This window comes from Streptomyces sp. NBC_00433 (assembly GCA_036015235.1).
Lineage (GTDB): Bacteria > Actinomycetota > Actinomycetes > Streptomycetales > Streptomycetaceae > Actinacidiphila.
This window is the reverse complement of sequence record CP107926.1, coordinates 1680819-1705941: the sequence shown is the minus strand read 5'-3', so window position 1 is coordinate 1705941 and position 25123 is coordinate 1680819. Positions and strand designations below refer to the sequence as shown.

General features: G+C 68.5%; 19 protein-coding genes and 4 pseudogenes. 10 read left to right on the top strand and 13 right to left on the bottom strand.

Going from position 1 to position 25123, the window contains the following annotated elements; genetic code table 11:
• Positions 1-7: 7 nt before the first annotated feature.
• Both OG900_06800 and OG900_06795 read right to left on the bottom strand, forming a co-directional pair.
• Positions 8-187: pseudogene (locus OG900_06800) on the bottom strand (transposase).
• Positions 188-326: 139 nt separating this feature from the next.
• Positions 327-811 (bottom strand): annotated as a pseudogene (locus OG900_06795) (IS3 family transposase).
• Positions 812-1398: 587 nt separating this feature from the next.
• Between OG900_06795 and OG900_06790 the strand changes: the two are divergent.
• Entirely contained in the window at positions 1399-1743 is a 345-nt protein-coding gene (locus OG900_06790; protein ID WUH89854.1) for a hypothetical protein, read from the top strand.
• 88 nt (positions 1744-1831) lie between these two features.
• Positions 1832-7423 (top strand): CHAT domain-containing protein, encoded by a 5592-nt coding sequence (locus OG900_06785; protein ID WUH89853.1) that lies wholly within the window; start codon positions 1832-1834, stop codon positions 7421-7423.
• A gap of 10 nt (positions 7424-7433) precedes the next feature.
• Here the strand turns inward: OG900_06785 and OG900_06780 are convergent, their stop codons facing one another.
• Positions 7434-7982 (bottom strand): restriction endonuclease, encoded by a 549-nt coding sequence (locus OG900_06780; GenBank protein ID WUH89852.1) that lies wholly within the window; start codon positions 7980-7982, stop codon positions 7434-7436.
• Positions 7983-8299: 317 nt separating this feature from the next.
• Between OG900_06780 and OG900_06775 the strand changes: the two are divergent.
• Positions 8300-8590: pseudogene (locus OG900_06775) on the top strand (transposase).
• Between the two features lie 29 nt (positions 8591-8619).
• Here OG900_06775 and OG900_06770 read toward each other — a convergent pair.
• Both OG900_06770 and OG900_06765 read right to left on the bottom strand, forming a co-directional pair.
• Entirely contained in the window at positions 8620-9708 is a 1089-nt protein-coding gene (locus OG900_06770; GenBank protein WUH89851.1) for an integrase core domain-containing protein, read from the bottom strand.
• A 131-nt stretch (positions 9709-9839) separates the two neighbouring features.
• A pseudogene (locus OG900_06765) lies at positions 9840-10262 on the bottom strand (IS110 family transposase).
• 385 nt (positions 10263-10647) lie between these two features.
• On the opposite strand from OG900_06765, the gene OG900_06760 reads away from it, so the two are divergent.
• The 3 genes from OG900_06760 to OG900_06750 all read left to right on the top strand — a co-directional run bounded on the left by OG900_06760 (position 10648) and on the right by OG900_06750 (position 13892).
• Positions 10648-11385: a hypothetical protein gene (locus OG900_06760; GenBank protein WUH89850.1), complete on the top strand. Its 738-nt coding sequence runs from the start codon at positions 10648-10650 to the stop codon at positions 11383-11385.
• Positions 11386-11743: 358 nt separating this feature from the next.
• Entirely contained in the window at positions 11744-11893 is a 150-nt protein-coding gene (locus OG900_06755; protein ID WUH89849.1) for a hypothetical protein, read from the top strand.
• A gap of 622 nt (positions 11894-12515) precedes the next feature.
• On the top strand, positions 12516-13892 hold the full coding sequence (locus OG900_06750) for an IS1380 family transposase (protein ID WUH89848.1): 1377 nt from the start codon (positions 12516-12518) through the stop codon (positions 13890-13892).
• A 527-nt stretch (positions 13893-14419) separates the two neighbouring features.
• Here the strand turns inward: OG900_06750 and OG900_06745 are convergent.
• The 6 genes from OG900_06745 to OG900_06720 form a co-directional block, all read right to left on the bottom strand.
• A complete protein-coding gene (locus OG900_06745; GenBank protein ID WUH89847.1) occupies positions 14420-14872 on the bottom strand; it encodes a hypothetical protein in 453 nt (150 codons plus the stop codon).
• A 105-nt stretch (positions 14873-14977) separates the two neighbouring features.
• The gene (locus tag OG900_06740) at positions 14978-16069 is read right to left on the bottom strand and encodes an integrase core domain-containing protein (protein ID WUH89846.1); all 1092 of its coding nucleotides are present in this window, start codon (positions 16067-16069) and stop codon (positions 14978-14980) included.
• 199 nt (positions 16070-16268) lie between these two features.
• Complete coding sequence (locus tag OG900_06735; GenBank protein WUH89845.1) at positions 16269-16778, bottom strand: hypothetical protein; 510 nt, start codon at positions 16776-16778, stop codon at positions 16269-16271.
• Positions 16775-17236 carry a hypothetical protein gene (locus OG900_06730; GenBank protein ID WUH89844.1) on the bottom strand — a complete coding sequence of 154 codons (462 nt, stop codon included), beginning with the start codon at positions 17234-17236 and terminating at the stop codon, positions 16775-16777. The genes OG900_06735 and OG900_06730 overlap by 4 nt, the downstream gene beginning before the upstream one ends.
• 8 nt (positions 17237-17244) lie before the next feature.
• The gene (locus tag OG900_06725) at positions 17245-19095 is read right to left on the bottom strand and encodes an alpha/beta hydrolase family protein (protein ID WUH89843.1); all 1851 of its coding nucleotides are present in this window, start codon (positions 19093-19095) and stop codon (positions 17245-17247) included.
• Between the two features lie 174 nt (positions 19096-19269).
• A complete protein-coding gene (locus OG900_06720) occupies positions 19270-19578 on the bottom strand; it encodes a hypothetical protein (GenBank protein ID WUH89842.1) in 309 nt (102 codons plus the stop codon).
• A 605-nt stretch (positions 19579-20183) separates the two neighbouring features.
• Between OG900_06720 and OG900_06715 the strand changes: the two genes are divergently transcribed.
• The 4 genes from OG900_06715 to OG900_06700 all read left to right on the top strand — a co-directional run bounded on the left by OG900_06715 (position 20184) and on the right by OG900_06700 (position 23055).
• Positions 20184-20861: a hypothetical protein gene (locus OG900_06715; GenBank protein WUH89841.1), complete on the top strand. Its 678-nt coding sequence runs from the start codon at positions 20184-20186 to the stop codon at positions 20859-20861.
• Between the two features lie 204 nt (positions 20862-21065).
• Positions 21066-21719, top strand: a complete 654-nt coding sequence (locus tag OG900_06710) for a transposase family protein (protein ID WUH89840.1) — start codon at positions 21066-21068, stop codon at positions 21717-21719.
• Positions 21720-22282: 563 nt separating this feature from the next.
• Positions 22283-22861 carry a Uma2 family endonuclease gene (locus tag OG900_06705; protein WUH89839.1) on the top strand — a complete coding sequence of 193 codons (579 nt, stop codon included), beginning with the start codon at positions 22283-22285 and terminating at the stop codon, positions 22859-22861.
• A complete protein-coding gene (locus OG900_06700) occupies positions 22858-23055 on the top strand; it encodes a helix-turn-helix transcriptional regulator (GenBank protein ID WUH89838.1) in 198 nt (65 codons plus the stop codon). The genes OG900_06705 and OG900_06700 overlap by 4 nt, the downstream gene beginning before the upstream one ends.
• A gap of 181 nt (positions 23056-23236) precedes the next feature.
• Here the strand turns inward: OG900_06700 and OG900_06695 are convergent, their stop codons facing one another.
• Both OG900_06695 and OG900_06690 read right to left on the bottom strand, forming a co-directional pair.
• Entirely contained in the window at positions 23237-23635 is a 399-nt protein-coding gene (locus tag OG900_06695) for an integrase core domain-containing protein (protein ID WUH89837.1), read from the bottom strand.
• A 220-nt stretch (positions 23636-23855) separates the two neighbouring features.
• A protein-coding gene (locus tag OG900_06690; GenBank protein ID WUH89836.1) for an IS3 family transposase occupies positions 23856-25093 on the bottom strand; the annotation gives its coding sequence in 2 pieces (ribosomal slippage) (positions 23856-24767 and positions 24770-25093; 1236 coding nt in all).
• Positions 25094-25123 lie beyond the last annotated feature (30 nt).

The following is a 25123-nucleotide window of genomic DNA, read 5'->3' as shown; positions in this document are numbered from 1 at the left end:
TAGAGGCTCAGACCCGCGCCGCGTCTTTTGGGGCTCGTGCCAGTCGTTGCAGCGTGCAGAAGGCGTGCGCGGCGGAGACGAGGGTGACGTGGTGGTGCCAGCCGTTCCAGGTGCGGCCCTCGAAGTGGGCCAATCCCAGAGCCTGTTTCATCTCCCGGTAGTCGTGCTCGATGCGCCAGCGGAGTTTGGGGAAGGGACCAGTGTGGTCAGGGGCATTGTGGGTGCCGATTAATCATCTGGCCTGGTCAGGCGGCATGGTGGTACTCCCGGCGCCGGCCCCCGCCCTGCGGGGGGGGGGCTTCGCCCTTGACCGTGGACACCGGGTGTCATGCGGCGATGGTTAGCGTAGTTGATCGTTGTTCGTAGCTGATCGGGCTCTGCTGGCCGATGGCGGAGTGCCGTCGCTGGGTGTTGTAGCGGGTGACCCAGCGGAAGACGTCCAGGCGGGCGGCGTGGGCACCGGGCCAGCGTTTCGCGCCCTTGAGCGTTTACCGTTTCAGGCTGGCGTTGAACGATTCCGCGGCGGCGTTGTCCGCGCTCGTGCCGACCGCCCCGCGCGACCGGACCACGCCCAACTCGCCGCAAAGCAATGCGAATTCCTTCGATGCGTACTGGGCCCCGTTGTCGCTGTGGAAGATCGCTCCGCGCAGGTCCCCGCCCCGCGTGCCGGCAGTCGCCCGCAAGGCATCGGTTATCAGCCCGGTCCGCATGTGGTCGGCGATCGACCACCCGCCAGGCGCTTGGAGCACAGGTCCAACACCGTTGCCAGGTAGAGGAACCGGCCCTCGCCCACCGGGAGGTACGTGATATCTGTGTGCCACGAATGCGAAAAGAGAGGTGCGGAATGTAGATAGGAACCTCTTGGAAAGCAATGCTGCGTGGAAGATGAAGGAAGGCCCTTCGGAACCGCTCTTCGGGGAGAGGTTTCAAACCGCCACATGCTGCGTTGGCTGAAGACCGTCGTGGTGAGCGATGTGGAAAAGGCGTCCATGAGGCGTCAGGTGGGGACCAGGAAGGCGAACGTAAGTGAATCGCTGCTGACGTGTCGAAAACTTACAGACGGCATCAAAACTGGGGGTGTTGGATATGGCTCCAGGACGAGTCTGGCGGAAACCCGATTACTGGCCAGATGGTGCCCGGCATGGAGGCGACGCGAGCCTGGTCTGCTGCTTTCACGTGGAACGTGGGAAGGCGAGGTCCGGCATCGCCGTGCACATGGGCGGCGTGAGGGAGCGTCCCGAGACGGCTGAAACCGCGAGGGACTGAGTACCGAGGCGGATCTCGCTGGCGGACCGGACCGTAGTAGTGGAGAAGCCCCTGTAACGGGGGTGGAGCGAAGGGTCCGGGTCATCCGTGGCTGTGTTCGTTCGATCAACCAGAGTGCCTGGGAAGAGTCGCGTGGACGAGCTGAAGTCTCCAGAAAAGCCGTTTGATATCTCGAAGTGGGAAGTGTGGGAGGCATGGGAGAAGGTCAGGGCTAACAAGGGTGCACCAGGAGTGGATGGCTGCTCGATCGAGGACTTCGAGAAGGACTTGCAAAGGAATCTCTACAAGATCTGGAGCCGGATGTCCTCGGGCAGTTACTTTCCGCCCCCGGTGCGAGCGGTGGAAATCCCCAAAGCTCATGGTGGGGGAGTCAGGATTCTCGGAGTACCCACTGTCGCGGACAGAATTGCACAGACCGTGGTGGCCGTCCGTCTGGAATCCCGAGTGCCTGTCCTATGGATCTTCACGATCCAATGATCAGGGTGTCCACGATCAAGGGCCAAGGCCCCCTCGTTGATCGGCGGTCTCGGTAGACTGCTGCCGGTTGGGGCAGGGGGCGGTGTTTGTGCGGGAGAAGTTGCTCGCGGCCGTGCGGGTGCGGACCGCGCATGCTGTCGAGACCGGTCATACACGATGGGTGCTGGCGCCGGAAGCGTTGGAAGAGGCGGGTGCCCTGCTGGCCCGGGTGCTCGGGTCCGGTGAGGACTCCGACCTGGAGGTGCTGCGGGCCGTCGGCGAGCTGTACTGGCTGCGGGTTCAGGCGCTGCCGGTCGATGAATGTGACGAGGATCTGCGCATGGCTGCGATCCTCTACCAGCCGGTGTACCAGGCCGACCCGGATGCGGTGCCGGAGCAATTGCGCAGCTTGTACGCCGAACAGGCCCGTCGCCCCAAGAAGCGTAAGCGCAAGGGTGGGCGGGTGGACCCGGCCGTCTGTACCGACCAGGGTGTGGAATTGGTCGGCTGGTTCCGACGCGACGGTGACCTGGCGGCATTGGAGAAGGCTGTTCACCTGTTCCGGATGGCGTTGTCCGCCGTTCCGGAGGACCACCCGATGTACGGGCCGTGCCTGTCGAACATGCATCACGCGGCGTCCGCGCTGGCCGACGAGACCGGCGACGCGGACGTGCTCCAGGAGGCGGTGAGCGTGGGCCTGACACTGCTCGAGGTAATGGACGAACGCGATCCCGAGTACCCCGAACATGCCGGCGAAGTCGGGCTTTCGCTGCGGTCCCTGTTCGAGCGCACTGGGGTCGTCAGCATGCTGCGTAAGTCGGTGGAGCTGGCCCGGTCCGCAGTGGCCGCGACCCCAGGGGACGGGGCCATCCGAGCCGGTCGCCTGTCCAATCTGGGCGTCGCGCTCCAAATGCTGCACGAGCACGCCGGGGATGAGCGGGCCATCGACGAGGCGATCACCGCCGGGCGGGATGCGGTCGCCGCGATTCCGGTCGGCGATCCCGACCGGGCCGCCTGCCTGTCCAACCTGGGAAATACCCTGCGCGTCGCGTTCGAAGCGAACGGCGGCACCGCCATGTTGCGGGAGGCGATCACGGTCGGCCGGGCGGCGTTGGAGAGCATGCCGGAGGACGATCCCGGTCGGGCGGGGAGCATGTCGAGCCTCGGCGGGAGGCTGCAGTTGTTGTACGAGCACACCGGGGATCGCGCTGCGCTGACGGAGGCGGTCGCCATCGGGCGCGCCGCGACGGCCTTCCTGCCCGCCAACCACACTGCCCGGCGGGACGTCCTGGCCAACCTCGGCGTGAGCCTGCGGGAACTGTTCGAAGTCACCGGAGACGCGAACCTGCTCCACGAGGCGGTCGTCGCCCACCGCCAGGTCGATGCCGCCATCCCCGACGGGCATCCCGGCAAAGCCGGCTGCCTGACCAACCTTGGGAACACGCTGCGCGCGCTGTACGACCATACCGGCGACCGGCAGGCATTGGACGATGCCGTTGCGGCCGGTCGTCGTGCCGTCGCGGCGATCCCCGACGGCCGTCCCCTGCGGGCTGCGAGCCTGTCCAACCTCGGGAGCTCGCTGCTGGCCCAGTTCGACGAGACCGATGATCTGCGGACGCTGGGCGACGCCGTTTCGGCCAACCGAAAGGCTCTTGCGGCGATTCCGGTCGATCATCCGTGGCACACTCGATTCCAGTCCAACCTCGGGATCAGCCTGCACATGCTGTTCAGACGGACCGGTGATCCCGACAGTTTGCGCGAGGCCATTGCGGCAGGTCGGGCCGCGGTCACCGAGGTGCCCGACGGCCACCCGGAACTGGTCGACCACGTGAACGGCCTGATCGCCACTCTGCGGACCGCGTTCACTAAATCCGAAGACGCGCAAGCGCTTTCGGATGCCCGGAAGGCTCTGGCAGACATCGAGGCCACCGGCGTCGGCGCACTGGATGATTTAGCGGAAGACGATCCGGTCCGTTCGGTGATCGGGTCTGATCTCGAATCGGCCGCGCGGCATCCTGCCGAGGAGACCGGCTCGAAACGTAATCCGGACCCGGAGGTGGAACTCGACGAGGGGCCCGGACGGGGCTCGGCGAGGGATCATCGGATTCGGCAGGTCCGCAGGCGGGTCGACCGGTTCACCACCACTCGTGCGCCGGAGGTCGTACTCGGCTCCGACGCGATTGGCCAGGTGGTGGATCTGCTCTGTTCGGTGCCCGATCCGGTCGAGGACATCGAGATTGCGCAGACTGCGGGCTGGCTGTTCTGGTCGCGGTTCGCTGCCCGTGGCACGGTGGACGACGACCCGGAGCTGATGATCGCGCTGGATCTGCTCGCCCCCTTGTACCCGCTGGGCGACGGCGCCGTTCCCGAGCCGATCGGCGAACTGTGGGACGACAAACCGCCGGCCGAGCCGGACGGGGCCGCGGTGCTGGCCAAACTCGGCCGGGCGCAGTTCCGGGAAACGCAGGAGAACTACGACGCGGTCACGCTGAACCGGTCCGTCGCCCTGCTGCGGCGGGCCATCGCCGTGGCCGGATCCGACCACCCCGACTACGCCCGATACCTGACCACCCTGGGCAGCGCGCTGCTGACCCGGTTCGAATGCGCCGAACTCCCGGCCGACTTGACCGAGTCGATCGAGTTCTGCCGGGCGGCGGTCGGGGCCAGCCGACCCGACGAGCCCGCCCGCGCCACCTACCTGTCCAACCTGGGCAGCGCGCTGCTGACCCGGTTCGAGCACCTGGCGAGCGAGGCCGACCTGGATGCCGCCATCGAGGCCGGCCAGGCCGCGGTCACCGGCTGGCCGGATCACCCCGACCACGCCGCGATGGTGTCCAATCTCGACCTCGCACTGCGGACCAGGACCGCCTTCGGCGACCAGGCGGCCGGGCTGGATCGGAGGATCGAGGAAGCGCGCACCGGTTCGAGCCCACCCGATGGGCCGGACGCGGCCGAACTGAGCGAACTGCTGGCGGCCCGGTTCCAACGCGCCGGGGATCCGGCTGATCAGGACGAGGCGATCCAGGCGTGCCGGGCCGCGGTCGCCACGGCGGTCGACGATTCCGAACGGGCCTCGCACCTATCCGCCCTCTGCGACCTGCTGCTGGTCCGGTTCGTCCACTTCGGAAACAGATCGGACCTCACCGACGCGATAGCGCACGGTCGCGCCGCGGTGGCGGCGACCCCGGCCGGGGACCCCGAACTCGGCGGGCGGCAGGCCAACCTCGGCAACGCACTGAGTCGGCGCTACAAGAACACCGGCGACCTCGGCGACCTGGAGGAGGCGGCCGCGCTCGGCCGAAGCGCGGTGGCCGCCACGCCCGTCGGCGACTTCAACCGCCCCAACTACCTGGCCAACATGTGCGACACCCTCCGCACCCTGTTCGAACGCACCGACCGGCTCGCGGATCTCGACGAAGCGGTCGAAGCCGGGCGGGCCGCGATCGACGCCGCACCGCAGCATTCCCCCCACCTCCCGGCGTTCCTCGGCAACCTCGGGGCCGCGCTGCTGGCCCGGTTCCGGCGTACCGGCAGCCAGACCGACCTGGACGAGTCGGTCGATCTGCTGCAGCGAGCGGCGCTCGCCGCGCAGGCCACCGGCCCGGACCGGGCGTTGATGCTGGCGAACCTGGGCGGCGCCCTGCAGATCCGCTTCGATTCGGTAGGCGACCCCGAGGACCTGGACGAGGCGATCGCCGTTTGCCGGAAGGCCGTGCGCACCACCCCGCTCGAGCACCCCGGCCGGGCGGCACGTCTGTCCAACCTCGCCGGGACGTTGCAGGCGCGGTTCAGGATCGGCGGCGAGGCGACAGATCTGGACGAGGCGGTGGAGGCCAGCCGGTCCGCAGTCGCGGCGCATCCACCCGGTCACCCGGCCCGGGCACTGGCATGGTCGAACCACGCCCTGGTGCTGCGCGGGTGGTACGAGCACAGCGGCCGACCGGCGGATCTCGATGCGGCGGTGGCGGCCGCACGCGCCGCAGTGGCCGAGGCGCCCGCCGATCACCCGGACCGCCCCGCGTACCTGGCCAACCTGGGTGGGGCGCTGCGCGACCGGCACGCCCGGACCGGTGCCGACGCGGATCTCGACGGTGCGCTCGCGGCGGCGCGGGAAGCGGCGTCGGCCGACGTGGGTCCCCCCCGGGTCCGCGCGGTGGCGGCGGCGGGGTGGGGGAGCCTGGCCGCGGCGGCTGGCCGGTGGGGGGAGGCCGTGGCCGGATACCAGGCGACAATCGATCTCTTGGCCCGGACCGTTCCGCGCCAACTCACCCGCCGCGACCAGGAGTTCCTGCTCGACCGCGCGCACGGGACCGGGTCGGATGCCGCCGCGTGCTGCGTGCGGGTCGGGTCGGTCGCCCAGGCCGTTGAGCTGTTCGAGCAGGGCCGCGGCCTGCTGCTGAGCCAGGCGCTGGACAGCCGCACCGACCTCACCGCGCTGGCCGAGCACCACCCGGAGCTGGCCGACCGGTTCACCGCGCTGTGCGCGGAACTCGACTCCCCCGGTCCTGCGGACGATGTCGTGGCGCGACGTGCGACGGCCACGGCGTTCGACCGGCTCGTCGCGGACATCCAGAAGCTGCCCGGGTTCGACCGCTTCCTGGGCCCACCGGCCATAGCAGACCTCGCGCCGGACGAAGGCCAGGTGGTGATCGTCAGTGTGTCCCAGTACGGCTCCTACGCACTGATCGTGCCCGCCGACGGCGAGGTCACGGCCGTGCCGCTGCCCACGCTCACGCCCGACGCCGTGCTGGCCGAGGTCCGCGACTTCCTCCGGGCGGTCGAGGACACCACCGCCAACTCCGCGCGGACCCGAGCCGCCGCCCAGGATCGGATGACGCGCACGCTCGGTTGGCTGTGGGACACGGTCGCCGGTCCAGTCCTCGACGCCGTGGGCATCACCAGGACGCCGCGCGACGGCGAGTCCTGGCCCCGACTGTGGTGGTGCCCGTCGGACCTGTTGTCGTTCCTGCCACTGCACGCAGCGGGCCACCACGACACGGCGTCCGACGCCGTGCCGCGCACGGTGCTGGACCGGGTGGTGTGCTCCGTCACCCCGACGCTCCGGGCGTTCGCCCACTCCCGGCGCGCAGCGGATTCGCCTCCGCCCCGTGCCGGTCGGGCGGTCGTGGTGGCGATGCCGAAGACCCCGGGTGGATACGCAGATCTGTCGGGTGCCGAAGCCGAAACGGCGGTGCTGCGCCAGCACTTCCCCGGCGAGGTCGACGTGCGCACGGGCACGGCCGCCACCCACGACGCCGTGCTCGACGCGCTGACCGGGGCCCGATGGGCACACTTCGCCTGCCACGGGCGCAGCGACCTGGCCGATCCGTCGGCCGGGCGCCTGGTGCTGGCCGACCACCACAACCGGCCGCTCACCGTGACGGACCTGGCCAGGCTCCGGATGGACGACGCCGAACTGGCGTTCCTGTCCGCGTGCTCCACCGCGCGTCCCAGCGGTCGGCTGGCCGACGAGGCGATCCACCTGGCCTCCGCCTTCCAACTCGCCGGCTATCGGCACGTGATCGGCACCCTGTGGCGGATCGGCGACTGGCAGGCGGTGGACGTCGCCGACCTGATCTACTCGGCGATCGCCGACGGCGCGGGCGTTGCCGAGGCTGTCCACAGCGCGACCCGCCGAATGCGCGACCGATGGCCGGATGACCCATCGGCGTGGGCGTCGCACATCCACGTCGGCACGTAGCCGGAGGATGTCAGGCAGGCCGTCCCAACAGGAACGTCGCGACACAAGCCGCATGATCATCGTCGTCGGCGGACAGCACCAGACTCCGCGAGCCCGCCCCACCGCTGTAATGCGCCACGAACGTGGGGCGCGCGGTCGCGGTGTCCCTGGTCGCGAACACGAAGCGGCCCTCGGTGACCGTCACCAAAGCAATACCATGCGCCGCCGCGAACTCGACAGCACCACTTTGGTACGGCGAAGTGGCAACCATTACACCCTTATGCGCGCCGACACTGTGGATCTTCTGGTGAAGCACCTGGACGAGTTCACGCTTGATCGGATTCCGGTGCAGCTTTGCCTCGACGACCACCAGGAAGGCCATCCCCGCGAACCGGTACCGGACGGTGGCGTCGAAGTCGTACGCACCATCGGCGCCACCGATCTTCTCGTGCACGGTGACCACGAGGTCGTCCACCTCCGACCCCGCCGCGCCAAGCAGCTCCCCCGCGACAAATTCCTCGAACTCCCCAGGGGTGATCGCCGGGTGCGGGTAACGCAGGGTGCGGTTGTCCTCGGTCACGCGCCGACATTACTCCAGGCCGTCACATTGCCGACCGCCTCAGCGCCGGAGCCCGGCCCTCGAAGCTGCCGACGTTGCCACTCTCCGGCCCCTGACCAGGAGTTGACCGTGGACGTAACGGTCCGCGGCAGCAACGGAAAGCCGTCCACGCTCCACGGCCAATCACCCGTTCTGGGACGACACCGCCCACGCCTGGGTCCCTGCTCGACCCTGGTGGTCATTGACTGGGTGTGCTGTCGGGCTGTTTGTCTGCGAGATGATCGTGGTGCGGCCGGTTTCTGCCTGCCTCCGGTCGCGGGGGTGGGGCCGGGATGGCGATGGTGCCGCAGCCGTGGCCTGAGCCTGCGGCGGAGGTCGCCAGGGCGGTACGCGCCAGCTTTCACGGTCGGGAGGTGCCGCTGCCGGTGGCGGTGCGTGACCGGTTCGGGGAGTTGTTCGCCGACGCGGAGTTCGCGTGCGCTTTCGGGGTGACGGGGCCGCTGGGCTGGTCACCTGGGCGGTTGGCGTTGGTGACGGTGTTCCAGATGGCGGAGAACCTCACGGACCGGCAGGCGGCCGAGGCGGTGCGTGACCGGTTGTCCTGGGCATACGCGCTGGGGCTGGACCTTGTAGGTGTCGAGAATTATGTCCGTGCAGGTCAGGCGGCGTGATGGTACTCGTGGAGGATGCCGCGGAGGCGGTCGTGTCTGCGGATGTCGAGGTGGGTGATCCGGTCGGATGTGAGGGGTTTCGGGAGCGGGTGTAGGGGAGCGGCGCCGGCGAGTGCTCGGTGGGGTCTGTGTTCGTTGTGGAACTGCTCGTATTCGCGTAGGGCGTGCATGAGGTGGGCTTGGTCCCAGATGAGGGTGCGGTCGAGTAGTTCGGCTCGGCAGGAGCGGATCCAGCGTTCCATGATTGCGTTTATTCGGGGCATCCTCACCCCGGTCTGCACGACCTCGACGCCTTGATCGTCGAGCGCGGCGTCGAAGCTGGTGGGGTAGCGCACGTCGCGGTCGCGGATGAGGTATTTGATCCTCGTTCCGGAGTCCTGGATGTCCATGGCCAGGTTGCGGGCGAGTTGGGTGACCCAGGCGGCGGTCGGCTGCGTCGTGGCGCCGAGGATGCGGACGCGTCGGGTCGCGTGCTCGATCACCGTCAGGACGGTCAGGGTCGCGCCGGTCAGGGTCTTGGTCTCGAAGAAGTCGGCCGCGAGGATGGCTTCGGCCTGGGAGCGGAGGAAAGTCGCCCAGGTGGTGTGCTGCCGGTCGGGCGCAGGCGGGATGCCGTGGTCCTTCAGGATGCTCCACACGGTGGAGGCGGCGACCTTGATGCCGAGCGCGGCGAGTTCGCCGTGTACGCGTCTGTACCCCCAGCTGGGGTTCTCGTGCACGAGCCGCAGGACCAGGACGCGGATGGACCGGACGGTGCGGGGCCGGCCCGGGCGCTTGGGGCGGGAGGCCTTCGCGTGGCGGCGTCGGAGCAGCTCGCGGTGCCAGCGCAGCACGGTGTCGGGGGAGACGATCAGGTGGAGCTGACGCAGCCGCCCGTGTGGGAGACGGTGTAGCAGTGCTGCCAGGAGTGCCCGGTCGGGCCAGGTGAGTTGCGGCTTGCCTGTCTGTCGCTGCAGGACGACCAGTTGGTGGCGCAGGGCCAGGATCTCGAGGTCTTTCTCGCGATTGCTCATCGGCAGCAGCCGCATGAAGCTGACGGCGGTCGACAGGGCGAGGTACGGAAGTCGCAGCAGCACAGTCGAGCATCCTCGCAGCCGGCCGAGGCGGCTCCACGAGTAGCCCACCTTGCATCGGACGCTCAACTGCCAGCGCGCACCGCTGACCCCGAACCAGGGCTGCGACAAGCACGGATGCAATATTCGGCACCTACAAGGTCGGCGCGGTGGGCGGTCAGCAGCGCCAGGTCGGCGGCCAGCTGGGCGGGCACGCCGATCGTGGAGAAGTCGTTGCGGTGCCGGGCGGTTTCGGCGATGACGTAGGCGTCGCGGGCGTCGGTCTTCGCCTCGCCGCGGTAGGCCCCGGACATGCGGTTGACCGTGCGGCCGGGCACGTAGACGGCCCGTTGGCCGTGCGCTGCGAGAAGCGCCAGCAGCAGCGCGGAGGACGTACCGGAGATGTCCACCGCCCAGTGGACTTCGTCCGCCAGGGCCAGGATCTCGCCGAGCGCGGTCAGGATCACCGACTCGTCGTTGTCGATCTTCTTCGACCAGAGCGTCGCGCCGGTCTCGTCGACCACCGCCGCCCAGTGGTGGCCCTTGCCCGCGTCGACACCGGCCCAGACCTGGGCCATCCGCTTGCTCACTTGCCCCTCCTCGTTCCGAACAGCATGCCGTCGGCCCGAGGAACACCCCGCTGTCATCTCCGTAATCAGCGACCGCTCAAGGCGCGCACATCTCAATCAGCAGCCAGGGCGCCCCGGAGGGCCGGACGGACGGCCACTCCTGGGAAGCCACTGACGGCAAGGACCCATAAGCCACATCCGGCCCTCCCGGGCCACACAACAACTTACGGAGTACCCATCCGGCCGGTTCTGCGGCAAGACGTGGCAGCGGCGCCGCCAGCAGTCCCGAGCCGGTTCGCGTCGAGCGCAGGTCAGGTGCAGTACGGAGTACTCAAGGGCGGCTGATGTCGCCGATCTGGCCACACTGCGGCGCTGGCATTGGTTGGATCCAGACATGCTGCTGCTCGCTGAATCGTGGATGGAACGAGATGCCCCGGCCATAGGCTTCTGGGCGCTGATCCTTGCCCTCCTAGCTATACCCATCAGCGTCTGGGCCGCCCGCCGTTTTAGCGAGCGCGACACCTACCTCTACTACGACCTCACCGAGACAACCCAGTTGCTCACCCCCAACGCCCGCCTGGCCAGCCTCACCATGCACCACGGCGACGCCCCCCTCAACGACCCGTACATCACCCTCCTCACCCTGGCCGTCAAGAGCCGCCGCGACATTGGCAAGGAACGGTTCTCTCAGGGGCCCTTGGTCATTGATGTGGGCGCACCCATCGTCAAAGATATCGACACCCGTTACTCCGCCGGCATCGAACTCATACCCGCTCTCGAGTACGACGGCACACGCATCCACCTCGGCCCTTCGCTAATCCACAACGACGCCAGCCTGACTATCCGCCTCCTCCTCGAAGGGGGACCCGACCTGAAGGCCCCACTGCGCTCCATGGAGAACGTCAAGCTCGTCCAGGGTGAACCCATCACCTCCCGGAACCGAGCTGTCATCGGTCTCATGATCATGTATAGCGCCGCACTCATCACCACAGCGATCAGTTGGCCGCACCTCAACAAGACCGTCATCGGCTCTGCGGCCTTCGCTGTGCTCTTGGGTGTCTATATCGCACACCGAGTCGCCGAAACCTTCCTCGGCCTGACCCTTTCCGGCCGGAAGAAGAAGCGTCGCTAACCGCCCAGCCTCTCTTCTGCGAACGCCGCACCAGACGACGCGAACGCATCCATAGCACCTGATAGCGCCCGTCCCCGGAGGCAGCTGCTGCCGCCTTTCGGCCGCGTCCAGCTCCATGGCGCGGTGGCGGGCGCACACGGTGCGCCCCGGCAGTGCCGGGCGGCTGCCCGGCACGGATGAGCACCGGGCGTGGCAGAGACCGGCTGCGGCCTGCCGGGCGGCGGGGCTCCTGGTAGTGCCCGAGGTGCGCGGCCAACGGCGGCCGCCGCGGACTCCGCTGACCCGCACAGGTGCCGGCGCGACCGGTTCTGCGTTCCCGCCTGGTGCTTGTGTTGCGCGGTGGCGTCGCGATCAGTTCATGGGGATCGCTGTTCGAGGGTCACTCTTCAACTTCGGCGGCACGGTGTTCTCCGGCGGCACGGTCGACTTCGAAGGCTGCATGGGCGTGCTGCCGACGGGGCTACCGCCGCAATCAGGCTCGGTGGTGCGGCTGGCTGCTAATTGGTAGGCACCCGCTCTTCCGCATCGCGACTACAGCACGCCGTGCAGGGCGTTCTCGGTAAAGTCGTCGTCCAGCTTGCGGTACCTGCGCATGACGGGCTGCCCCTGGCCCATCCGCCCTGCTTCTCCGCGACAGCGTCGGGGTTGCCGGCGCGGGCGGACTCGGTGACCAGGGCGCGGCGGGGGCTGTGCTCGGTGAGGCGCTTGTCGAGGCCAGCGCGCCGCCGGTCCTCAACGGGCCCCTGCGGTCACACCACGACGTCGCATCGGCACGACAGATCCGTCCTTCGAAGAAGCGTGCTATGCCCCAGTTAATCCGGTGTCGCAGGGTGGCGAAGCGTGGCGCTTTACGTACGGACCGCCATTACGGCCGAGTGACGGCAGGACCACCCGGCAGACTTCGAAGGCGTCCACCGGCGAGAGCAATGTCCATCCTTCCGATGAGTTGGTCTGTTCTCACCCCTTGAGCAGCGATGAAGGAGGCCGCGCACGCGTTCCGTGCGCTAGCCTCGCGCTTTCGCGACTGCGGGTGTCCGATGCTTGATCAAATAAGCGAGGAGCGCATCTGACCTGGGACGATGGGACTTGTCTAGGATCCATGTCGTCGTCAGGAAAGCTGCACTCCTCAGGTGAAGAAGACTACCGGGTCGTACCCCCGTGTCCGGGTCGAGGGCGGTGGCCGGCAAGTGGTCTCCCAGGCCGGGGCCGTGCTGCTGGCGGAGACGGTCCGCAAGACCGGGCTGGACAGTGCGATATCAGCGGCTTTGGCGCCATGGCGAAAGCAGCGGGCGGTGCACGATCCAGGCAAGATCCTGCTGGATATGGCGCTCGCGGTGGCGCTGGGCGGGGACTGCCTGTCCGATGTCGCCATGCTGCGGGCCGAGCCGGCGGTGTTCGGGCCAGTGGCCTCCGACCCGACCATCTCCCGCCTGGTCGACACGCTTGCCGGCAGCGGGAAGCGCGCGCTGGCCGCGATCCGCCAGGCCCGCGCCCAGGTCCGCGAACATGTCTGGGCGTTGGCCGGGGACACCGCCCCCGACCAGGGCGGACAGGTGATCGTGGACCTGGACGGGGTACTGGTGATCGCGCACTCGGACAAGCAGGACGCCGCAGCGACCTGGAAGCGGACCTTCGGCCACCACCCGATCATGGCCTTCGTCGACCACGGGGCGGGCGGCGCCGGTGAACCGGTGGCGGGCCTGCTGCGAGCGGGGAACGCGGGCAGCAACACCGCCGCCGACCACATCACCGCCACCCAACAGGCCTTGGCTCAGCTCCCGAAGAGGTTCCGGCGCGGGCGCCGCACACTGATCCGCACCGACTCCGGCGGCGGCACCCACGAGTTCGTCAACTGGCTCGCGGCGCGGGGCCGGTGGCTGTCGTACTCGGTCGGCATGACCATCACCGACACCATCCACCAGACCGTACTGAAGGTCCCAGCATCGGCCTGGACCCCGGCCGTCGAACCTGGTGGCGAGGTCCGCGACGGCGCCTGGGTAGCCGAGATCAGCGGAGACTGCCTGAAGGGGTGGCCGAAGGGAATGCGGCTGATCGTCCGCAAGGAACGCCCACACCCCGGAGCCCAACTGCGCTTCACCGACGCCGACGGCATGCGCTTGACCTGCTTTGCCACCAACACCCCCGGCGAGGCCATCGCCGGGCTCGAACTGCGCCACCGCCAGCGCGCCCGCTGCGAGGACCGCATCCGAGACGCCCGCTCCACCGGCCTGCGCAACCTCCCGCTCCACGGCCTCGCCCAGAACCAGATCTGGCTGGAGATCGTCCAGCTCGCCCTGGACCTGCTGGCCTGGATGCCGATGCTCGCCCTGACCGGCAAGACCCGCCGCTGGGAATCCAAGAAGCTTCGCTTCCGCCTGTTCTCAGCCGCCGCGCAACTCGTCACCACCGGCCGCAGCCGCTACCTCCGCCTCGCGGCGCACTGGCCCTGGACCGACGTGATCACCGCAGCGGCCGACCGGCTCCAAGCCCTGCCGAACCCCGGCTGACCAGCACCTTCGAGTCCCTGCGGACAGCATCACCCCACCGGAGCAGTGGAACCCGGCGCCTACCCGACGCGACAGCCGGGCCACCACCATTCTCACAACCAGCCCGCAACAGAGAAACGGCCCGCCGCAGAAACCGACGGACCGTCATGCAAGATCGAGGCTAGCGCGTATATGTCCATGGACTTACTGCAGAGTACTTTCGCTCAGTACCTGGGCGGTTTGCTGGTGGCCCTGACCACATTCGCCGCAGGGGCTGTGAGATCCCGTCGCTCCCGGGCATCCCGTGAGCTGGCGCGGCGGGCGGCTGACGCTCGCCGGGAGGCTGAGCGACCACGCGGCGTGCAGGTGGATCAGCCTCCGATGGGGGAGTCGTCCGACAGTCGACAGATGGAGTCATCATGAGGACGACATCACAGGAGCAGGGCCCCGATCCTTCCATCAACCGGGATCGGGCGTGGGCGCAACTGCTGGAGTCGGGCCTGCGACGGCACCGTGAGCCCAACGGCCGCCGCACGCTGTACGAGATCTCACACGCCTACGACCGCATAGTCCGGCACGCGCAGACGACACTGATCGAGGATGCGGGCAGCGAGGAAGTACTCGCGACGCTCAAGGTGATCCGGATTCTGCGGGACAAGCTCGACCACGACGAACGGATCCTGATCACCCGTGCACGCCAGAACAAGATCACCTGGCAGCGGATCGCCGAAGCTCTGGAGATGAGCAGCCGTCAGTGCGCCGAGCGCCGGCACCTGCAGCTGAACGGTGCCGTCAGCAGGCCGGACGGCACCCCGGTGCGAACCCAGAGCGAGCGTGTAGAGATCCTGCGGCAGGAGCGCGGGCGGCGCGCCGAACAGGCATGGGCGCTGCGCAACGGCGCGTCTATTCGGCGCCTGGCCAGCGCGCTGGCTGCCCTGGACGACCTCGACCAGCGCCTCAGCCGAGCCCGCGAGGCCCGCGTGACCGACGCGGTACTGCACACCCAGAGGATCTGGAACGGTGACGGCGACGCGCCACAAGCGGCCTCGTCGGCGACCTGGCCCGCAGCGCTACGGTGTGGGTGCCCGATTAATCATCCGGCCTGGTCAGGCGGCATGGTGGTACTCGTGGAGGGTTCCTCCGAGTCGATCTCGTCGACGGACCTCGAGACGTCTGGTCTGGGCTGGCTCATCGCTTGGGTGGGGGAGTGGTCGGAGTGGAGCGGCTTGGCCGAGAGCCCGGTGCGGCCGATGCCCGTTGTAGAAGATCTCGTACTCCCTGAGTGTGTGGCGGAGATGGCTTTGGTTCCAGATCAGTGTTGTGTCGAGGAGTTCGCGCCGGCAGGTCTGGATCCAGCGCTCCATGATGGAGTTCATACGCGGTACCCGGATGCCGGTGGTGACGACCTCCAGTCCGGCGTCGGTCAGCAGCGTGTCGAAGGCGGCCGTGAACTTGGAGTCGCGGTCGCGGATCAGGAAGCTGGCCTTGCTGCCTGCGTCTTCGAGGTCCATGACGAGGTTGCGTCCGAGCTGTACCACCCACTGCGCGGTGGGGTGTGCTGTGGTGCCCAGGATCCGGATGCGGCGGGTGGAGTGCTCGATGACGGCGAAGACGTACAGGCGTGCCCCGGTGAGGGTGCGGTTTTCGAAGAAGTCGCAGGCGAGCAGGGCGCCGGCCTGGTGGCGGAGGAAGTCCGCCCACGTCGTGCTCGCTCGTTCCGGAGCGGGTGGGATGCCGTGCTCCTTGAGGATCTCCCACACGGTGGAGGCGGCGACCTTGATCCCCAGGGCCGCGAGCTCGCCATGGATGCGCCGATACCCCCACGGGGGGTTCTCGCGGGCGATGCGGAGGATCAGGGCGCGGATCGAGCGGACGGTGGGAGGGCGTCCACGCCGTCTCGGTGCGCAGGTCGCGGCATGCTGCTGCTTGAGCAGGTTGCGGTGCCAGCGCAGGACCGTGTCGGGGCGTACCAGGAGAAGGAGCTGGTGCAGCTTGTGCATCGGGAGGTGGTGGAGCAGGCCGGCGAGGATGGCGCGGTCGGTCTCGGTGAAGGCCGGTCTGCCGAATTGGCGTTGCAGAACCATGAGCTGGTGTCGGAGCGCAAGGATCTCGATGTCCTTGTCGCGGTCGCTCATCGGCAGCAGGCGAAGGAGGGCGAAGGCGTTGGTCGCAGCGAGGTAGGCCAGGCGCAGCAGCACGACAGATCATGATGCCGTCTATGCCCCATGCGGATGAAGAGTTTGAGGTGAGGGCAGGACAGCCGGAGATCGGCGATCAAGTCCGTGACCTGGACGGATGATTTATCGGCACGCGCAGAGTCGCCGGCCGAAGCGATCAGCCACCTCGTCGGCCAGGGCGCGCAGCCGCACGAGGACGCCGACGTCGCTTCCTGTAGGGCTACTTGCTGCGGAAGCAGGGCGAGTAGACGTCGAACTGGATCAGGGGGTCGCCGTACTGGAGGTTCTTCTCCCAGGTCACGCTCATCTGGATCTTCGTCGCCAGGTGGGTGGCCAGGATCTCCTGGTTCTTGCTCATGCTGGAGTCCGGGCCGTTCCTGACGATCTTCCATCCCTGCCCGGGCAGGCTCGCGGCCAGGTTGGCCATGCCCTTACCCAAGGTGGTGTTGTCCTTCGAGTGCACGGTCCACATCTGGGACAGGACGCGGTCGGGGCTGTCGTCGTTGTCGTCGTCGCACGACATGTCGGTCGGGGTGCTCCGCGGCGGGAAGGCGCCCACCTGCCGGCCCGTGACGTGGGCCGTGTCCATGACGACGGCGGACTTGGTCATGACCTCGCTCCTGACGGTCGCCGCGTCGCGCTCGGGCGTGCCATCGCCCCCGCAACCCGCGGCCAGGGCGAGGACGCCCACGACGGCCGCACCCCGCCAGGCAACGGCGGGCCGCGTCACCGCCCGGGCTCCTGCGCGGAGACGAAGAAGCGGGAGTAGAGGGAGAAGGAGATCCGCGGGTCCCCGAGGCCCGTGTTCCGCTCGAAGGTCGCTTCGAGCTGGACGTGTGTCGCCAGGTGCGTGGCAAGGATCTCCTGGTTGCGGTTCCGGCTGGAGTCGGGACCGTTGCGCACCACGTGCCAGCCGTTCTCCGGCAGCCGTTGGGCGAGTGCGGCCATTCCCCCTTCCAACGCCGACTCGTCCACGCCGTGCAGTGACCACAGGTGCGTGACGTTGTGGAATGCGTCGGGGTCCTCGCCCTGGTCCCAGGGCAGTTCCATGGGGCCGCCTTCGGACACCCTTCCCTTGGCCTGCACCATGTCGAGCACGGCGCTGGACAGTTCGGAGACCTGGACTTTCACGTCCCGGGCGGAAAGCAACCGCGGCTGGTAACCGAGACGGTCGGACGCGTCGTTCATTTTCCCCACTACCTCGGTGCTCCGTAGGGCGACTGGTGTGTCAGTTTAATGTTGTCGTACCGGCCGACGACGACCTCGGCCTGGTTCTTCAGGCTGACCGACGGTTTGCCGTTGTCCATGTTCCAGTACGCACTGTGGTCGTGCGCGTCCGACGCCATGATGTTGCCGCCGAACGCCGGGTCCGTCGGAATGTTCCCGCCGCCTCCCAGGCCCATGAAGCGGCCGCCGTCGCGGACGACGTGGTCGAGGCCGCCGCCGCCCTCCGCCCACACGTGGGTGGGGTCCAGGCCGAGGTCACCGGGGTGCTTGGCCTGCATGCCCGGGCTGCCGACGGCGATCATGTCGTCGACGGGCAGCGGGTCGGCGACACCTACCTGGTGGTCGGGATAGTCGTACTTGGCGGTGTCGCCGATCAGCGTGCTGCCGTAGCTGTGGCCGATCAGCGTGGTGTGCGCGTGGCTTCCGGTGGCCGCCTGGTGGGCTGCCGCGTTGCCGTCGAGGAACTGGCGCAGCTCGGGCGCGCCGGCGTGCGCGTACGTGTCGTCGGTGGCTGCCGGGATGTCGTCGGGGGCGTTGTAGTCGAACCACGTGATGGTGGAGATCTTCGAGCCTGAGTCCTCCTGGTTGCTAGCCTGCCACAGGTTCACCCCTCGGTTGATGTCGCCGCCGATCTTGTCGAGCTTCGACGTCGTGCCGGGCACGTAGATGGCCGTGTGGTCCGCGGTGTCGGGGTTGCCGTTGGCCAGGATGACCTTGCCGTCGCCCTTGCCCTCGGGGTCGAAGCCCAGGAGGTAGGCCTCGGGCAGGCCGTCGGTGCCGGTGGCGTCGAAACGGGCCTGGATGGCGTCCATACCCTTGAGCCGGCCCCTGATGTGGGACGTGTCCCGGTACTTGTCGCCGTACATCGCGTTCCACACCGTCCATTCCGGGGTGTGGACCCCGCGCCCCGAGGGGTCCGCGATGTCCGCCCACTCCTTGGGCGGCGGGGGTATCGAGTCCAGCTGCGTCTGGTAGTTGCCGCGGGTCTCGGCGAGGACCGTGCGGTTGGCCTCGTCGCGTACGGTCGCGGGCAGGCCGTCGAGGGCGCCGATGCGGTCGGGGTAGGCGGCCAGGTAGTCGGCCTGGTCCTGCGGGGACAGGCTCTTCCACCAGTCGGCGTTGTCCTGCGGCTTGCCGTGCTTCGGCGGCGGTTTGAGGTGGCTGAGGTAGGACGCGGCGTCCTTGTCGACGCCGGCCATGTCCTTCTGGGCGTCGGCCCAGTCCGCCGCGGAGACGGTGAGGTCGTCGTCGGCCATGAGCTTGCGCAGTTGCGGCGCCCACTTGTCGTCGGCCGCGGTGGCCTCGCGCAGGGCGTCGGATATGCGGTCGGCGATGTCCTGGGCCACGGCGTGGTGCGGGTTGGGGTCGAAGTGGGCGGCCTGGTGGTCGATCGCACGGACCGAGGCGTCGGCGGCGCCGGTGACCGTACCGCCGTGGACGGGCTTGCCCTTGTCCTGGCCGCCCTCGGGATAGGTGACCGAGCCGTCGTCGCCGACGCTGAACTTGTGGGCCGCCGCGTCCGCGACGGCCGCGTCGAACTTTGCCTTGGCCGGCGTGATGTCGGCGACGAAGGCCCGCAAGGCCGTACTGACCAGGCCGCATTCGACCTGGATGTAGTGGAAGTTCTCCGCGACCTCACTGAGTTGGCGGTGCGCTGCGTCCGCGCCCACACCGGCGAGCTTGGCGACGCGCATCCTCGCGCTGATGCCGTTCTCGATGTCGCCCTTACCCTGGTCGGCCATGTCGCTGAGCGTGCGGTAGCCGTCGGCGAGGCTTTCGAACTGGGCGGGCTTGAGGAACTTCAGAGCGGGTAAGTCCACAGGTCAGCCCGCCTGGTTCTGACCGCCGACGGCCGGGGTGTCGTTGTAGCCGTCGTCGAGCTTGTCGAACTCGGTCCTGACCACCTCGTCGCTGACGCACAGGGTCGCGCCCGCCGCCTCCAGCTGCTTCTGCAGTGCCCCGCACCGGGTCAGCAGGCTGTTGACGTAGCCGCTTCAGGTCGGATGCAACTCGGCCTGGGCCGTGAGGCTTTCGAAGGTGCAGTCGGAGAACTGGAGGCTGGTGTCCATGCCCTGCTGCGCCTCGTAGAGCTTGGTGCCGGCCTTCGACAGGTTGTCCGCCAGCGTGCCCACACCTTTGGCGGCGGCCTTCCACGCGGCGATGTCCGAGGCCATGCCCGCGTCACCGCCCGTGGCGTCGGGAGTGCCCCCGCCGTCAGCGGCGGCGTCGGCGTGCGCCAGCGTCAGCACCGGCCTGTCGGCCACCTCCTGCTTGATCCCGGCCCATTCCGCTTCGAATGTCACGGCCCCCGCCCCTCCCCGATCACGCGCGTCACTTCAGGTGATCCTCGCCCCCACGCTACCGGGCGGCGCACGGGTCGGGGCATGAGTAGCCGTACTCAGTTCACCCCTCGGCCGGGGTCGGCGGTGCGTCGGGGGCGGACTCGCGCAGCACCGCGAGCAGGGCGAGCAGCAGGGCGCGCTGCCTGCCGGACAGCCCGCGGGTCGCCCGTGCCAGTGCCGCCCTGTGGGTGCCGACTGATCATCCGGGCAGTTCAAGCGGCGTGGTGGTACTTGTGGAGAATTCCGCCGAGTCGGTCTCGTCGGGGGACCTTGAGGTGCGATAAGCGTGCTGGCGGTCTGATCGACTCGGGTAGTGGGCATGGGTCGGTGAGGTCGATGTTGGTGGGTGAGTGAGGGGGCTGGGGAGCCGATGTGGAGGAGTGGGTGCTGCTGCTGGATGGCGTGTGGCACCGGAGCCGAAGGGGGATGGGTAGGTTCAGTGAGCTTGCCCCTGGGCGTGGCTGGTCGTCGACCAGCTGGTCATATTTCGCCTGCCGGGAGACGGGCTGAAATGGCATGGCGGATTTCGGGCGGGGAGGTCGGCGGGGTCTGCCACTGTTGAAGTCGTGACCTTCTTCGAAGCCTTCGCGACGCCGCCGCCCGCGCCTGAGCCCCGGCGGGAGCGCCGCCGCCCGTGGCATCAGCGTGACCACGTGTTGCCTGCGTCCGTGCCGGGGGATGCGCAGGTGGTCAGGACTGAGGCGGCGGCGGTGTGGGTGGGTGCGCTGCGGGCGTACCCGAACGGGTTTGCCTTCATGATGCGGGCGGTACGGCGGGAATTGCCGGGCGGTGGCGTCCGGCAGGGGTGGCCCTTGTGGGACCTGCGGCCGGATCCGTTCCGGTCGGCAGAGGGGAACACCGGGCTGCGGCTAGGGATCCAGTACGCCGATGGGCGGCGTGCGGCGACCGGGGAGGGGATCGGCCGGTCGCCAGTGGAGCCGGCCGGCCCGGAGAGCATCTGGCTGCTCGAAGGCGGCGGCTCCGGGAACGAGTTGTCCTGGCAGTCGGAGTTCTGGGTTTCGCCGCTGCCCCCGGACGGCCCGGTAACCCTCGTGAGCGTCTGGGCGGATGCCGGAGCGCCCGAGCAGCGCGCGGAACTCGACGGAGCCGCGATCCGGGCCGCCGCCGCCAGGGCGGTCGAACTCTGGCCGGAGGATGAGTACTTGGATGATCGGCCGGGCTACACGCTTGGCACGCTAGTCGTAGCGGGCCCCGATGAGGACGACGACCCGGTTACGGAGTGACGGCGACTGCTGGCGGTGCCGGGGGCGACGGTCGGACCCGCCGTCAGGGCTTGCGCAAGTTCCCGGGATCATCCAACTGGCGTGAGGATGCTGCGGGTTGGGATGGATGACAGAGCGGACACGGGATCCGTGATCATTCAGGTGTCTAAGCCGAGTGATCAAGAGGTTCCCGTGTCCGCTGTCTCATCTTCCCCGATCCCTGCCGTGTTGGCCAAGCTGGGTCCGCTCAGCACGGACGACGTGGCTGACCTGCGGTTCTTCCTGGACGCGGTGCCCGATCCTCGCTCCCGGCGGGGCCGCTGGTACTCGCTGGCCTCGATCCTGCTGGTCTGCGCGGCCGCCGCGGTCTCGGGAGCCCGGACCATCGACGAGCTCGCCGAGTGGGGCGCCCGTGCCGACGCCGGGCTGCTCGCCGCGCTCGGCGTGCGCCGTCACCTGCTGCGCTGGCGGCATGCGCCGTCCAGGTCGGCGATCGGGAGGGTCCTGGACCGCCTTGACGCCGATGCACTCGATGCGGCCGTCGGAGCCTGGCTGGCTCGCCGCCGTAGCGCCGCAGTCCCGGGCAGACGACGGGTGATCGCCGTGGACGGCAAGGCACTGCGCGGCTCCGCCCGCCTGAGCCGGCCCCGCCGGCACCTGCTGTCCGCCGTCACCCACGGCCGCCCGGTCACCCTCGCCCAGACCGAGGTCTGGTCCAAGACAAACGAGACACGGCACTTCCAGCCCCTGCTCGCACCGCTTGACCTTGTGGGTGCCGATAATTCGTCCGCGCAGGTCAGCAGCCTGCGGGCTGGTGACCTGGGTGCTGAGCAGATGGCATTGTTGAACGTGTTCAGCTATCAAGTTATGGATTGCTGAACGCGTTCCATTCTTGCCCTCTTTGTGCACCCATGCAGGTCGTTCGTAGGCCGCTGATCTGCGCGGATGAGTTATCGGCACTCGCAGGGCCAAAGTCCAGGTCTGATCCCGCCATCCGTGCGCCACCGGGCCCTTGTCCAGCTCCTTCTCCAGCACAGCGAACAGCGCGTCGCTCAGCTTGGGCAGCGACACCGACCCTGTCGAACGCAGCCCAGGCCGGCCCGCCTCCTGGCAGGCCCGCGGCCACAGTTGAACCGAGCGCACGCTGCCCCGTACCTCCCTGGCGACTTCTGCAGTGGAGGCTCCCGCGGCGAACCGCTCGGCGGCCTCCAACCGAATCCGCTCACGAAACGCCTGCCGCTCGGGCGTCAGCCCACCACCTTGCGGATACCTCATACAGACGGCATACCGCGACAATCACACACTGTCAGCCTGCCCCCAACGACATCCCAGCTACAAGCTCAGTAGAGGGGGACGGCGCCGGGCTCTTCGGCGGCGGACTGTCACAGGCCGTTTTGCCTCGCTCCCTCGGCTATGACAGATATGACATGTATGGTGGAAGTGTGACGACACGCGAAGAGGTCTACCGGCAACTGCGCGAGTATGCAGCGCACCTCACGCCTCCGCCGCCGTTCTCCGACCGGTTCGAGATCAGCGGCAACACCATCGTCATGATGATGAGCCCCGCGGGCCGGCATGAACGCGCCGCCTGGATGCTGGCCCACCAGCTCCAGCCGCAGCTCCCCGACGGCGTCATCGCCCACACCGGCGGAGATGTGGAGAACGCCGCCCTGGGTATCCTGCGGCGCCCGGATCTGGTCGTGCTGCCCTTTGCCGCGACGGACACCGACGACGCTTTCCCGGCCGAGGCGGTCGAGATCGCGGTGGAGATCGTCTCCCCGTCGAATCCTGAGAACGACTACGAGGGCAAGATCCGCGACTACCCTGCGATGGGCATCCCTCATTACCTGATCATCGACCCCCGCAACGGGACCGCGCACCACCACTGGAGTGTGGTCACCAAGCACGGGAACCCCGCCTACGACAATCACGTCGCTTACGTCTTCGGGGACACGATCCCCGTGGGGGGCTTGATCATCGAGACAGCCGAGCTTCCCCGTTACGGCGGCGCAGGCGCGTGACCCCGGGCGAACTGGTCCGCCGCCGTCGTGAAGAGCTGGGCTGGTCGCAGTCCCGACTCGCCCAGGCCGCGGGCACCGGGCAGGCATTGATCTCCCGCATCGAGCAGGGCCGGGTCAGCCCGACCGTCCAGATGCTGACCCGACTGGCCGATGCGATGCACGCGCACCTCAGCCTTTCCTTCTCTCCCCGCTGAACACCGCACATGCTGTCGTGTCGGTCGCGTTTCTGTACCGTGAGGCGGGCGATCTTCGCTGGGTCGGCGAAAGGCGGCGGCAACCGGTGCAGAGGCCTCGCGTCGGCGATGCTCGGGGTCGGGCGGTGCTGTGGGGCTCAAATATAGGATTCGGCCGCTGATCTGCGGGTTTGTCGTATCGTCAGCTGGCGATCTGGTACTCGTTGATGAGTCCGCCGAGGACTGCCGTGCGGTGGACTCGTTGCTCGGCGGGGTCGATGGGGCGTGGTGGTCCGGTCTCGGCTTGTGATGGGCAGAGCTGGCTCAGGGCGCGGTGGGGCCGGTGCTCGTTGTAGTGCTCCAGGTAGCGGGTGAGGGTTCGGCGCAGGTGCCGTTCGCTGAGGATGAGCGTTTGGTCGAGGAGTTCGCGGCGTAGGGTGCCGATGAACCGTTCGCAGTGTGCGTTCGCTTTCGGGGTCTGGGGCGGGCTTTTCAGGACGCGCAGGCCGGCGTCGGTGAAGACGGCGTCGAAGGCGTCGGTGAACTGGCTGCCGGGGTCGCGGATCAGGAACTTCCGGTTCGGGGTTTCCCTGGTGTCCATGAGAAAGTTGCGGGCAGCCTGGGTTGTCCATGGGCCGGTGGGGTTGGCGGTGACGCCGAGCAGGTGGGCACGGCGGTTCCGGTGTTCGAGCAGGACCAGGGCGTAGATGCGTGTGAGGTTGATGGTGTCGACGTGCAGGAAGTCGACAGAGACGATGTGCTCGGCCTGGGCTGTGAGGAACTGGGGCCTTCCCCCGTGAAGGTGGGCACGCGGTTATTGATCACGCGGCGAGTGTGAGTTTAGCGGTGTGGTGTCGGTGTTCGTATTCGTTGGGGCTGAGGTGGCCGTTGGCGGAGTGCCGGCGGCGGGTGTTGTAGCGGGTCAGCCAGGCGAAGACGGTTCTGCGGCAGGTGTCGGAGTCGCCGTAGTCGGTGGCGCCCTGGAGGGTCTCGCGTTTGAGGGAGGCGTGGAAGCTTTCGCAGGCCGCGTTGTCGGCGCTGGTGCCGATCGCGCCCATCGAGCGGGTGACCCCGAGCTGGTCGCAGAGGTCGGTGTAGGCCCGGGAGCCGTATTGCGCTCCGTGGTCGGAGTGGAACACTGCGCCGTCCAGGCGGCCGCGGGTCGAGGCTGCCATCCGCAGTGGGTCGGTGACCAGACTGGTGCGCATGTGGTCGGCGATGGACCAGCCCATGACCTTGCGGCTGAAGCAGTCCAGCACCGTCGCGAGATAGAGGAACTCCCCGCCCGCGAGCGGGAGATACGTGATGTCGCCCATGAGTTTGAGCCCCGGCTCGGTGGCGGTGAAGTCCCGCTGGAACAGGTCCGGGACCGGTGAGGCGGCCGGGTCCGGGACGGTGGTGCGCACGCGTCTGCGCAGGCGGATGCCGGTGATGGAGAACGTCCGCATGATCCGGGCGACCCGCTTCTCGTTGACCCGCTGCCCTTTCTCGCGGAGCTCGGCCGCCACTCGCGGGGAGCCGTAAGCGCCGCCGGACTCGCCGTGGATCTGACGGATCTCCTCGGCCAGGACCCGGTCCTGCCGCTGCCGGCCAGCCCGGACCTCGGCGCCGGCGAGCCACTTGTAGTAGCTGGACCGGTTCACGTCCAGGACCTGGCAGAGCCGCTTCACCTCGTAGGTGTCCCGGTGGTCGTCAACGAACTGGAAGCGGCTCCTCACCAGTTCGTCTCTCCGGCGAAATACTTGGCCGCCTTGCGGAGGATGTCCCGCTCGGTGGCGAGCTTGCGCTCACTTGCCTCGAGTTCGGCCACCCTCGCCTCCAGCTGCCGCACACGCTCGACCGGATCAGCGGACGCAACGGCCTCCCGAGGCCGGGCGCCCGGCGTCGCAGCCGCGGCTGTGACGCCACGGCGTTCGCGGTCCCGCAGCACCCACTCACGCAGGGTCGCCCGGTTGACGCCCAGGTCAGCAGCGATGCTCTTGTAGATCGCCCCGGGTGTGGACTCGTACAGGGCCACGGCATCGGCCTTGAACTCGTCCGAGTAGTCCTTCATCGCCATCGGCGGTCTTCTCGCTTCCTCCGGATCAAG

Excerpts from the sequence above, each read along its gene's own strand:
- OG900_06695 (WUH89837.1), bottom strand. The coding sequence starts at position 23,635 with ATGGACACCAGGGAAACCCCGAACCGGAAGTTCCTGATCCGCGACCCC.
- OG900_06755 (WUH89849.1), top strand. The coding sequence starts at position 11,744 with ATGGGGATCGCTGTTCGAGGGTCACTCTTCAACTTCGGCGGCACGGTG.
- OG900_06760 (WUH89850.1), top strand. The coding sequence starts at position 10,648 with ATGCTGCTGCTCGCTGAATCGTGGATGGAACGAGATGCCCCGGCCATA.
- OG900_06730 (WUH89844.1), bottom strand. The coding sequence starts at position 17,236 with ATGAACGACGCGTCCGACCGTCTCGGTTACCAGCCGCGGTTGCTTTCC.